General features: G+C 39.3%; 11 protein-coding genes. 9 read left to right on the forward strand and 2 right to left on the reverse strand.

Features of this window, described 5'->3' with window-relative positions; genetic code table 11:
* The first annotated feature begins 60 nt into the window (after positions 1-60).
* The 7 genes from hutH to RGU12_RS01325 all read left to right on the forward strand — a co-directional run bounded on the left by hutH (position 61) and on the right by RGU12_RS01325 (position 8917).
* Positions 61-1578, forward strand: a complete 1518-nt coding sequence (gene hutH, locus RGU12_RS01295; protein WP_309534448.1) for a histidine ammonia-lyase — start codon at positions 61-63, stop codon at positions 1576-1578.
* 20 nt (positions 1579-1598) lie between these two features.
* Positions 1599-3254 carry a urocanate hydratase gene (gene hutU, locus RGU12_RS01300; RefSeq protein WP_309534449.1) on the forward strand — a complete coding sequence of 552 codons (1656 nt, stop codon included), beginning with the start codon at positions 1599-1601 and terminating at the stop codon, positions 3252-3254.
* A gap of 32 nt (positions 3255-3286) precedes the next feature.
* On the forward strand, positions 3287-4543 hold the full coding sequence (gene hutI, locus RGU12_RS01305; protein ID WP_309534450.1) for an imidazolonepropionase: 1257 nt from the start codon (positions 3287-3289) through the stop codon (positions 4541-4543).
* Positions 4536-5477 carry a formimidoylglutamase gene (hutG, locus tag RGU12_RS01310; protein ID WP_309534451.1) on the forward strand — a complete coding sequence of 314 codons (942 nt, stop codon included), beginning with the start codon at positions 4536-4538 and terminating at the stop codon, positions 5475-5477. The genes hutI and hutG overlap by 8 nt, the downstream gene beginning before the upstream one ends.
* A gap of 73 nt (positions 5478-5550) precedes the next feature.
* Entirely contained in the window at positions 5551-6339 is a 789-nt protein-coding gene (locus tag RGU12_RS01315) for a nucleotidyltransferase domain-containing protein (RefSeq protein ID WP_309534452.1), read from the forward strand.
* Between the two features lie 102 nt (positions 6340-6441).
* Entirely contained in the window at positions 6442-6810 is a 369-nt protein-coding gene (locus tag RGU12_RS01320) for an ArsR/SmtB family transcription factor (protein ID WP_309534453.1), read from the forward strand.
* On the forward strand, positions 6803-8917 hold the full coding sequence (locus tag RGU12_RS01325) for a heavy metal translocating P-type ATPase (protein ID WP_309534454.1): 2115 nt from the start codon (positions 6803-6805) through the stop codon (positions 8915-8917). The genes RGU12_RS01320 and RGU12_RS01325 overlap by 8 nt, the downstream gene beginning before the upstream one ends.
* 17 nt (positions 8918-8934) lie before the next feature.
* Here the strand turns inward: RGU12_RS01325 and RGU12_RS01330 are convergent, their stop codons facing one another.
* Positions 8935-9090 (reverse strand): hypothetical protein, encoded by a 156-nt coding sequence (locus RGU12_RS01330; RefSeq protein WP_309534455.1) that lies wholly within the window; start codon positions 9088-9090, stop codon positions 8935-8937.
* A 153-nt stretch (positions 9091-9243) separates the two neighbouring features.
* On the reverse strand, positions 9244-9375 hold the full coding sequence (locus tag RGU12_RS01335; protein ID WP_309534456.1) for a hypothetical protein: 132 nt from the start codon (positions 9373-9375) through the stop codon (positions 9244-9246).
* Positions 9376-9554: 179 nt separating this feature from the next.
* Here RGU12_RS01335 and RGU12_RS01340 point away from each other — a divergent pair, with 179 nt between their 5' ends.
* Both RGU12_RS01340 and RGU12_RS01345 read left to right on the forward strand, forming a co-directional pair.
* Positions 9555-10676, forward strand: a complete 1122-nt coding sequence (locus RGU12_RS01340) for an NAD(P)/FAD-dependent oxidoreductase (protein ID WP_309534457.1) — start codon at positions 9555-9557, stop codon at positions 10674-10676.
* Between the two features lie 160 nt (positions 10677-10836).
* Positions 10837-11751: a hypothetical protein gene (locus RGU12_RS01345; RefSeq protein WP_309534458.1), complete on the forward strand. Its 915-nt coding sequence runs from the start codon at positions 10837-10839 to the stop codon at positions 11749-11751.

The following is an 11751-nucleotide window of genomic DNA, read 5'->3' on the forward strand; positions in this document are numbered from 1 at the left end:
TTTTTCATGACTCATTTACTAGAACAAGTAACGGACACATAAATAGCTAGGAGGTTGCGTATGGTTGAGTTAACAGGACAGTCGTTAACGTTAGAACAAGTCAAACGGATTTGTTATGACTTTGAACCAGTAACAATAAGCAAGGAATCGCTTCAAAAAGTAGAACAGAGCCGCAAAGCGGTTGAGAAAATTGTGACTGATAAAAAGACTATCTACGGAATTAATACGGGATTTGGAAAGTTTAGTGATGTCATCATTGCCGATGACGATGTAAATGATCTACAGCTTAATTTAATTCGCTCCCATGCCTGTGGAGTTGGCGAACCTTTCCCTGAAGTTGTTTCACGCGCCATGGTTTTACTCCGGTTGAATGCACTACTGAAAGGTTTTTCGGGGATTCGTCCTGTCATCGCTGAAAGTCTAGTAACTTTATTAAACATGAAAATACATCCAGTTATTCCACAGCAGGGTTCTCTTGGGGCTTCTGGAGATTTAGCGCCCCTCTCACATTTAGCCCTTGTTCTCCTTGGAGAAGGAAAAGTCCATTACAATGGAAAGATTCTCCCGACAAGGGATGTTTTGTTAAAAGAGGGTATTCAGCCAGTTATTCTGCAGGCGAAAGAAGGTCTTGCACTCATTAATGGTACCCAAGCAATGACTGCAATGGGTGTGGTGAATTGGTTAGAAGCCACACAGCTAGCCCTACAAAGTGAAATGATTGCAGCATTAACACTTGAGGGACTTGAAGGAATTATTGATGCCTTTCATCCAGCTATACATGAGGCACGTGGATATCAACAGCAAATAGATGTAGCAAAAAGAATACGTGACCTCTTATCAGGAAGTCAATTGATTACAAGACAAGGAGAAAAGCGAGTGCAGGATGCCTATTCATTACGTTGCATTCCACAAGTTCACGGAGCTTCCTGGCAGTCATTAGACTATGTAAAAGAAAAACTAGAAATTGAAATGAATGCTGCCACTGATAATCCGTTAATTTTTGAAGATGGCAACTTGGTAATTTCAGGCGGAAACTTCCATGGGCAGCCAATCGCCATTGCGATGGATTTTATGAAAATTGCTGTTGCAGAGTTTGCGAGTATTTCTGAGCGTCGAATTGAAAGACTAGTGAACCCACAGCTAAATGATTTGCCCCCATTTTTAAGTGCTCAACCTGGTTTACAATCGGGGGCAATGATTATGCAGTATGTGGCTGCATCACTCGTATCTGAGAATAAAACACTCGCACACCCTGCAAGTGTTGACTCCATCCCATCTTCAGCCAACCAAGAGGATCATGTGAGTATGGGGACTATCGGGTCACGCCATGCCTATCAAATTATACAGAATGTACGACGAGTAATAGCGATTGAATGTATTTGTGCTTTGCAGGCAGTCGAATATCGTGGCACACATAAAATGGCACCAGCTACTCAAGCCTTTTATGAGGAAGCAAGAAAGATTGTTCCATCGATAACTGAGGACCGTATTTTTGCTGAAGATATAGAGAAGGTAACGGAATGGCTTAAAAAAAATAATCTAGTGTGGACAGCCAAACTAGAACTAATTGGTAATTAACTTTGAAAGGGGAAGAAGCCATGTCAATTCAAAATCGTGTCGTACATGTAAAAAAAGGAACAGAGCTTGAGTGTAAAGGTTGGGAGCAAGAAGCTGCGTTGCGAATGCTATATAACAATTTAGATCCGGCAGTTGCGGAGAAACCAGAAGAACTTGTAGTGTATGGTGGTATTGGAAAAGCCGCAAGAAATTGGGAAGCTTTTGATGCGATTGTATCCACCCTCCGTCGTTTAGAAAATGATGAAACGATGTTAATTCAGTCTGGTAAACCAGTCGCAGTGTTTAAGACGCACAAAAGCGCACCACGTGTTTTACTTTCAAACTCTGTTCTCGTACCGAAGTGGGCAAACTGGGAGCATTTCCATGAGCTTGATAAAAAGGGCTTAATGATGTATGGCCAAATGACAGCAGGAAGCTGGATCTATATCGGTTCCCAAGGAATTTTACAAGGAACCTATGAAACTTTCGCTGAAGTTGCACGCCAGCATTTTAACGGCTCATTAAAAGGAACAATTACTCTTACAGCTGGATTAGGCGGAATGGGTGGTGCTCAGCCACTTGCAGTTACCATGAATGGTGGTGTATGCATCGCAGTGGATGTTGACAAGTCTCGAATTCAAAAACGGATTGATACAAAGTACTGTGATCGAATGACAGATTCAATTGAAGAAGCAATCAAATGGGCCATTGAAGCCAAACACAATGGAGATGCTTTATCGATTGGATTAATTGGAAACGCTGCCGAAGTGCATCATGAAATCCTAAATTGTAATATCCAAATTGATGTGATGACTGACCAAACTTCTGCCCACGACCCATTAAACGGGTATGTTCCGGAAGGGTATTCGGTTAAAGAAGCAAATATACTACGTGCGGAAGACCCTAAGAAATATGTGGACTTGTCTACTGCCTCCATGGCAAACCATGTTCGGGCAATGCTAGAATTTCAACGTAGAGGTACCGTTACATTTGACTATGGAAACAATATTCGTCAAGTAGCAAAAGACGTGGGTGTTCATCATGCATTTGATTTTCCTGGCTTTGTTCCTGCTTACATTCGTCCATTATTCTGCGAAGGAAAAGGACCGTTCCGCTGGGCTGCTCTATCCGGGGACCCGCAAGATATCTATCGAACAGATGACTTAATTAAGGAACTATTCCCTGAAAATAAAGCATTGCTTCGCTGGATTGAAATGGCTCAGGAAAAAGTGGAGTTCCAAGGGCTACCAGCTCGAATCTGCTGGCTCGGGTACGGGGAACGTGTAAAAATGGGTCTAGCCATTAATGAATTGGTTCGAAAAGGTGAATTGAAAGCACCAATAGTAATTGGTCGGGATCACCTAGACTGCGGTTCTGTTGCATCACCAAACCGTGAAACGGAAAGCATGAAGGATGGTAGTGATGCGGTAGGTGACTGGGCTATTTTAAATGCTTTAGTTAATGTTGCCGCAGGTGGTTCATGGATTTCTGTCCATCATGGTGGTGGAGTCGGGATGGGCTATTCACTACACGCGGGAATGGTAGTGGTTGCTGACGGAACGGATCTAGCAGAAGAACGACTCCGTAGAGTCCTTACTACTGACCCGGGCATGGGTATTGTACGCCATGCAGATGCCGGTTATGAAAAGGCGATTGAAGTAGCAAAGGAAAAAGGCGTTGATATCCCGATGTTATAAGACTATCAATCTACCAGGAAAGGAGCACTATCATGCAATACGATTTACTCATTCACAATATAGGACAATTGATTTTACCAAAAGAAACAACTAAACCCCTTAAAGGGGAAGAAATGAAGCAGCTTAAGGTTAAAGTAAATGCAGCATTGGCAATCAAGGATGGAAAAATAGCGTGGATTGGAACAAATAGTGAAGCCAACCATTTACAAACTAAAGAAAGTCTTGATGCAAAGCAAAAGGTAGTATCTCCTGGACTTGTGGACCCCCATACCCATTTGGTATTTGGTGGTTCGCGTGAAAAAGAGCTCGCTTTAAAGCAAGCAGGCGTTCCTTATCTTGACATCCTTGCAAAAGGTGGAGGTATTTTATCCACTGTTGAGGCAACAAGAAAGGCAACAGAGGAAGAACTAGTTGAAAAGGCATCCTTCCATCTAAAACGCATCCTTTCATACGGTGTGACAACGTTGGAAGCTAAAAGCGGGTATGGTTTAGACCCAGAAACTGAACTAAAACAACTAAAAGTTGTAAAAAAACTAAATGAAAAATACCCAATATCAATTATTTCTACCTTTTTAGGACCACACGCCATTCCTCCAACCTATAAAGGGAATGAATCTGAATTCTTGAATGAGATGGTTCGGCTACTTGATACTGTTAATGAGGAAAACCTTGGAGAGTTTGCTGATATTTTCTGCGAAACAGGTGTATTCACAACAGAGCAATCGGAATATTTTTTACAAAAAGCAAAGGAAAAGGGGTTTGGCTTAAAAATTCACGCCGATGAAATCGACTCATTAGGGGGTACTGAGTTAGCAGTTAAACTGGGAGCAACAAGTGCAGACCACTTAGTGGCTGCATCTGATGAAGCAATAACTATGCTTTCCAACAGCGATACTGTTGCTGTTTTGTTACCTGGAACAACATTTTATCTTGGTAAGGACAGCTATGCTCGTGCTCGAAAAATGATCGATGAAGGAGTAGCTGTAGCTCTTGCAACCGATTTTAATCCTGGAAGCTGTGTAACTGAAAACTTACAACTTATCATGTCACTTGCTGCCCTAAAATTACGAATGACACCAGAAGAAATTTGGAATGCAGTTACTGTCAATGCCGCATTTGCAATCGGTAAAGGGGAAGAAGCTGGAACACTTACTATCGGTCATAACGCAAATTTTGTCCTATGGGACATTCCGAATTATATGTACCTTCCATACCATTTTGGTGTTAACCACACAAATAGTGTTTATGTGAGTGGTAAAAAAGTGTGGGGGAGAAACGAAAATGTCTGATTTTCATTTTCTTACACCAGGTCAGCCTGCAGTTTTTAAAGATCAATATGTAACGAAGGTAACAGAATGCATAAAGGCATATCAAAATGGAACAAAAGCTGATTTTGGTATTATCGGTCTTCCAGCATCAAAGTCGTCAATCTCACCATCGTTCGCAGCAGACGCGCCTAAAACGATACGAAACGCATTGAATGCATACTCAACATATTCAGGGCAAAAGAATAAAGATTACAAGGGTACATCAATATTAGACTTTGGTGATGTACTTATCCATCCAACAAACCTTGAAGAAACTACTGAACGTTTATATTTAAGTGTCAAAGAAATGCTGCAAACCAATTCGTGTAATAAGTATATCATCCTAGGTGGCGACCACGGTGTGAGTTATCCATCGATTCGTGCCTTTCAGGAATATTACGGAAGAGTCGGTGTCATCCAATGGGATGCCCACCATGATGTACGAAATTTAGAGGATGGTGGTCGAACAAACGGGACACCTTTCCGAAGTTTACTGGAGGGTGGCTTTCTAAACGGAGAAGATCTAACCCAAATTGGAATTCGTGACTTTGCAAATGCACGTGAATATCATTTATATGTAAAAAACAAAGAGGTCACGGTTTACACAATGGATGATGTAGACCGCATCGGAATTGTACCTATTATACAAAAAGAAATAGAACGACTATCGCAAAAGGTCGATCTTATCTATCTTTCTGTAGATATGGACGTGGTTGATCAAGCATTTGCACCTGGCTGTCCAGCGATTGGACCTGGTGGTTTGACATCAAGAGAGCTACTTTCCAGTATAACAGCCGCCGCAGACCATCCGAAAGTAAAAGCAATGGATATTGTTGAAATTGACCCATCTAAAGATATTCGCGATATCACTAGTAGACTTGCCGCACATACAATGTTGCGTTTTATGTATACGTAAATAGTGAATACTATTAATAAAAGGAGATGAGATTCACATCTCCTTTTCTCATGTAAAGAAAAGGAGGATCACTGTGAAAGAACATATCATAGAAGTCCTTAAACAAATTGAAAAGGAATACGAAGTTAAAATACTTTATGCATGTGAAGTTGGGAGCCGAACCTGGAGTGTTTCATCAGAATTAAGTGACTATGATGTCCGGTTTATTTATATCCATAAAATTGATTGGTACCTTTCGATTGATCAAAAGCGAGATGTGCTTGAAATTCCGAAACACCAAAAAGTAAACATTCCATTAGATCCTTTAGTAGACATGAGTGGCTGGGAGCTTACAAAGGCACTTCGTCTATTTCGCAAATCAAATCCGGGACTTTTAGAATGGTTACATTCAAATATCATCTATACTCAGACATATTCCTTCGTCGAAAAAATGAAACAACTTGAACCCATAATTTTTTCACCAAATGCTTGTATCTATCATTACGTCAAAATGGCAAAGGGAAATTTTAAAACCATTCAGGAGAAAGGACCGAATATTAAAACGTATATGAATGTAATCCGCCCTCTTTTAATGGCTAAATATATACAAAAATACAATCGCATGGGCAATCTTGATATGAATAGCTTAATAAATGAACTCTTACCAAATGGCGTATTAAAAACAAACATTGAAAACATCATGAAATTAAAATCTAAAGGTGAAAATGTAAAAAACCAAAACTTACTAATTGATACGTTTATTGATGAACAATTCACAGATTTAAAGCATTATGTATCTAAACATAAACACACTATACCAAATCCAACACCGCAACTTAATCAACTCTTTCGAGAGATATTATCAAAAGCATGGGATAATTGATCGTGTTTTTTGATTATGCCCATTATTCAAATATTGACTTGAATGTTTAATAATTAAAAATATATAATTTATTCAAATGAATACTTTAATGAGGGGATATAAATGTCTAAAAAGGATACCTGTGAAATTTATTGTTATGACGAAGAGAAGGTAAAGCGGATACAAAGTGAGTTAAAAAAAGTTGATATTTTAAGTGTAGCCCAATTGTTCAAAGCTATAGCGGATGAAAACAGGGCCAAAATCGCTTTTGCTTTAACTCAGGATGATGAATTATGTGTATGCGACCTAGCAAATGTAATTGGTGTTACAATTGCAAATGCTTCTCACCATCTTCGGACACTGCATAAACAGGGTGTTGTAAAATATAGAAAAGAAGGAAAATTAGTCTTTTATTCTTTAGATGATGATCATATTAGACATTTACTAAAAATTGCCCTCGCTCATAAAGAAGAGGTGAAGAATTATGTCTGAACAAGCTACAAAGACTTACCGAGTTCAAGGCTTTTCCTGAGCAGGCTGTGCAAAGACGTTCGAAACGAACGTAAAACACCTGGATGGTGTTATAGATGCTAATGTAAACTTTGGGGCTTCAAAAATAACAGTAACAGGTAATACAACAATTGAAGAACTTGAAAAGGCAGGTGCTTTTGAAAATTTAAAGCTGCGAGACGAGCGTGAAAAAGCAGCACCACAAATACCATTTTGGAAGCAAAAACAAACTATTAAAGTCTATATATCTTCCGTTTTTCTCTTAGTGAGTTGGCTTTTAGCAGAAGCATATGGAGAAGGACATATCGCTTCAACAATCGGCTATGCTGCAGCCATAATCATCGGTGGCTATACACTGTTTCAAAAGGGATTTAAAAACTTGCTTCGCTTCAATTTTGACATGAATACTCTCATGACCGTAGCTATTATTGGGGCTGCCCTTATTGGAGAATGGGGTGAAGGGGCAACTGTTGTGATTTTATTTGCAATAAGCGAGGCCTTGGAACGTTATTCAATGGACAAAGCCCGAAAATCAATTGAGTCATTGATTGATATAGCACCGAATGAAGCGTTGATCCGTCGCGGAACTGAAGAAAAGATGATTCATGTCGAGGATATTCAAATCGGCGACATCATGATTGTGAAGCCTGGTCAAAAGATTGCCATGGATGGAATCGTGACGAAGGGTAACTCTTCCATTAATCAAGCTTCAATAACTGGTGAAAGTGTTCTAGTTAGCAAAAATATAAATGATGAGGTATTTGCAGGTACTCTGAATGAAGAAGGACTTCTTGAAGTCAAAGTAACGAAACGTGTTGAAGATACAACAATTGCAAAAATCATCCATTTGGTTGAGGAAGCACAAGCTGAACGTGCCCCTTCTCAAGCATTTGTAGATAAATTCGCGAAATACTATACACCTGCAATCATTGTCTTAGCTATTTTAATAGCGGTTATTCCTCCATTGTTCTTTGAAGCAAGTTGGAACGTATGGATCTATCAAGGATTGGCTGCCCTAGTCGTAGGATGTCCATGTGCCTTAGTCGTATCTACTCCAGTTGCAGTTGTAACAGCAATCGGTAACGCTGCGCGACATGGTGTACTGATCAAGGGCGGTATTTACCTTGAGGAAGCAGGTTCACTTAAAGTTATTGCATTTGACAAAACGGGTACATTAACAAAAGGAGTTCCTGCTGTAACTGAAATCGTTTCTTATGATGAGAATGAGCAAAAATGGCTGACACTTACCGCTGCCATTGAAAAAGGCTCCCAACATCCACTTGCTACAGCTATCATAAAAAAAGCTGAGGGACTTCCTTATAAAGAAGTAATGATTGAAAATTTTCAATCTATTACAGGTAAAGGTGTAAAAGCTAAAATTGGAGAAGTAGTGTATTATGTTGGTAGTCCTGCTCTATTTGAAGAAGTGCAAAAAGATAGTTTAAAAGAAAAACAAGAGAAGATAGTACACATGCAAAGTCAAGGAAAAACAGTAATAATCCTAGGAACTGAGGAAAAAATTCTTTTACTCATCGCGGTAGCCGATGAATTAAGGGAATCATCAAAAGAGGTCATTCGCAACTTACATGAAGCAGGCATTAAAAAAACAATTATGCTCACAGGTGATAATCAATTAACAGCTAATGCGATTGGAAATGAAGTGGGTGTAACTGAAATTAAAGCGGATTTACTTCCTGAGGACAAACTAGCTTCTATTACAGAGCTTCAAGCCAGTTACCAAAATGTTGCGATGGTTGGAGATGGGGTAAATGACGCTCCGGCACTAGCAGCTGCGACTGTTGGTGTTGCGATGGGAGGAGCCGGAACGGACACCGCCCTTGAAACAGCTGACATTGCGTTAATGTCTGATGACCTTCGAAAATTGCCGTTTACAATTAAATTGAGTCGAAAAGCATTATGGATCATTAAACAAAACATCACTTTTTCATTAGCAATAAAAGCTATAGCCTTGTTATTGGTTGTCCCAGGTTGGCTCACACTTTGGATCGCCATTTTTGCTGATATGGGTGCAACACTGATTGTGACATTAAACAGCTTGCGACTATTAAAGGTTAAGGAACAGGGGTAACAGCGTTATCCCTTTTCTTATGCAATTTTTTCATCAGAATCTTCTTCTATTTTCTTGAAATGAGTATGCCTGACGTCCCAAAAATATACTCTAGGAAGACCCCAATGTTGCCAGTATTCATGAACGAGAGATGCTCCAACAAATAAAATCATTTGAAGTTCCAATTGTTTCAATCAAATCACCCCTTAAAACAATATACGGGTGCCTGCGGTTGTCCAATAACCGCTATTATAACCAATCGTTCAAAAAAGAAAAAACCCGTTCCAAAAAGTCAAATCAAGGAACAGGTCAAATATGTACCGGTACGAAAATTCGTTACTTAACTATTATTTGTTTTTGCGTTTTTCGCGAGCTGCTTTCTTTCTTGCCTTTTTACTCATGCCTTGCTCTGCACCAAATTCCGTGTCCATACTATTTGCTCCTGTTTGTTGCTGGTTATTTTTATTTTTGTTGGCCATTCGCCTTACCTCCTTTCATTTTTGAAAATGCGCTGTATATATTTTTTCCTATATTTTACAGCATCATCTATATACTGTATAAAAAAACAGAAAAATATACAAATTTCGACAAAAAGCTGTTTTAAATCAACATTTTTAGTAAAATAATTTACATATCGTATAGAAGGGATTTTGAAAACATGACAACCTATCTTGTAATTGGTGCTGGGATTCTTGGTGCATCAACAGCCTATCATCTTGCTAAAGCAGGTGCACAAGTAACAATTGTCGACCGACAAGACCAGGGACAAGCTACTGATGCCGCCGCAGGTATTGTCTGTCCGTGGTTATCCCAACGTAGAAATAAGGCGTGGTACAATTTAGCGAAAGCAGGGGCAAAATATTACGAAACATTAATAAGTGAGCTGGAGGCATTGGGCGAGACTAACACTGGTTATAAAAAGGTTGGAGCGGTTAGTCTTCATTTAGATGAAAGCAAGCTTGATAAAATAGAAGAGAGAGCGCAATCTCGTCGGAAGGATGCACCAGAAATTGGAAAAATTACACGTTTGACTTCAACAGAAACAACAGCCCTGTTTCCGCCATTGTCTGATCAATACTCAGCGGTACATGTAAGTGGTGCTGCAAGAGTAAATGGACGCGAACTCCGAAATGCCTTAATTCGTGGTGCCAAGCAATATGGTGCTTTCGAGCGAAAAGGAAGTGCTTCTTTAGTTAAAGAGGATGGCAATGTAATAGGTGCTCAATTAGAGGATGAAATTTTAACAGCTGATAAAATCATTGTAACAGCAGGGATTTGGGCTAAAGAATTACTAAAGCCACTCGAAATCGAATTTCTAGTTTCCTCACAAAAGGCCCAAATTGTCCACTTAGGTCTTGAAAATACAAACACAGACAGTTGGTCGGTTGTCATGCCACCAAATGACCAATACATTCTAGCATTTGATGGGGGAAGAGTTGTTGTGGGTGCAACCCATGAAAATGATAAAGGAATCGATTATCGGGTAACCGCAGGTGGACTTCATGAAATTTTTGATAAAGCCTTACATATTGCTCCAGGTTTATCGGAAGGAACGGTTTTAGAAACAAGAGTTGGATTTCGACCGTTCACTCCAGAATTTCTACCAGTAATTGGAGTTATGCCAGACTATGAAAACATTTTTGTTGCTAACGGTCTCGGGGCGTCAGGTTTAACTGTTGGTCCATTTTTAGGTGGTGAATTAGCGAAGCTTTCGATGGGAAAACCGCTAGAAATTGATTTGAATCTATATGATATAAAAGGGGCAATTAAACCTCATTAGTGTAAAAAAATCATCGCCAGATTCCTTAAAGGAGTTTGGCATTTTATAATTTAACCACCAACTAACTAGAAAAAATTTCTAAAATAATACAGAAAAACTTCCAGAATAATGTTAAAATAGGCGATATTAGTATTTGATTACATAATAGGGGGATGGCAGATTGAACACAAAATTTTCACAGCCTAAGGGGTTTGGGGAAATCCTTGACCTCACCTTTAGTTTGAGCAAAATACATTTTCGGGACTTTTTTACGATTTTACTCATTTTTATGGGGCCGGTATACATACTCGAGGCGGTCATTTTATTAGCATCGGGAACAAGCTTCTTTAGAGAAGTAGGTCCTGGAGATGACTGGATCTCTCAAATCGCGAATAGCTTTGATGAGACAGTAGTTGCCGAAAATATAGGATTGGGCGGGGCATTAGGAACAATATTTATCGCTATTCTTGGCTTGGTTCTATTTCCTGTCGCCGAAGCTGCACTTCTAATTGCATTAAATCATATCCGCAAGAATGAGGAATATTCGATCAGTTCGGTGATTAAGAAAGCTTTTTCACGATTTTGGGCTATGCTTGGTAGCAATATAGTGTTTGGTCTTATTGTATTTGGGTTCTTTTTTGTTTCAATTTTAATTATAGTTCCCATTGGTATTTTCGGTGGAATTGCAATTCCACTTTTCGGGGTTCTGTTTGCAATTGTATTAGGGTTGGGCTTATTTGTTGGACTCGGTTATTTACTGACACGCTGGGGCTTTTATTTTGGTTCGGTTGTACTAGATTATGAATCTCCTGGATTATCTAGAAGTTGGCATCTTTCTAAGAAACGAGGCTGGGTTCTTTTTGGTCTATATATTGTTTTCTTCTTAATTATCAGCGCGATTAGCTTTGCAGTTGAGACGACATTCAGCATCTTTTTAGGAAATAGTGTTCTACTCTCCTTAATTGTTAACTTTACAGCCATTTTTACTACCTTACTTTTTGCTGTTGGGTATGGTGTAATGTACCTTGATGCAAAGGTTCGACATGATGCTGAGGATTTGGATGAAATGATTGAGGGGTTTAATGAACCAAGATAA

This window comes from Ferdinandcohnia sp. QZ13, assembly GCF_031324165.1.
In the GTDB taxonomy this organism is placed as follows: domain Bacteria; phylum Bacillota; class Bacilli; order Bacillales; family Bacillaceae_L; genus Ferdinandcohnia.

Excerpts from the sequence above, each read along its gene's own strand:
- hutH (WP_309534448.1), top strand. The coding sequence starts at position 61 with ATGGTTGAGTTAACAGGACAGTCGTTAACGTTAGAACAAGTCAAACGG.
- hutU (WP_309534449.1), top strand. The coding sequence starts at position 1,599 with ATGTCAATTCAAAATCGTGTCGTACATGTAAAAAAAGGAACAGAGCTT.
- hutI (WP_309534450.1), top strand. The coding sequence starts at position 3,287 with ATGCAATACGATTTACTCATTCACAATATAGGACAATTGATTTTACCA.
- hutG (WP_309534451.1), top strand. The coding sequence starts at position 4,536 with ATGTCTGATTTTCATTTTCTTACACCAGGTCAGCCTGCAGTTTTTAAA.
- RGU12_RS01320 (WP_309534453.1), top strand. The coding sequence starts at position 6,442 with ATGTCTAAAAAGGATACCTGTGAAATTTATTGTTATGACGAAGAGAAG.
- RGU12_RS01335 (WP_309534456.1), bottom strand. The coding sequence starts at position 9,375 with ATGGCCAACAAAAATAAAAATAACCAGCAACAAACAGGAGCAAATAGT.
- RGU12_RS01340 (WP_309534457.1), top strand. The coding sequence starts at position 9,555 with ATGACAACCTATCTTGTAATTGGTGCTGGGATTCTTGGTGCATCAACA.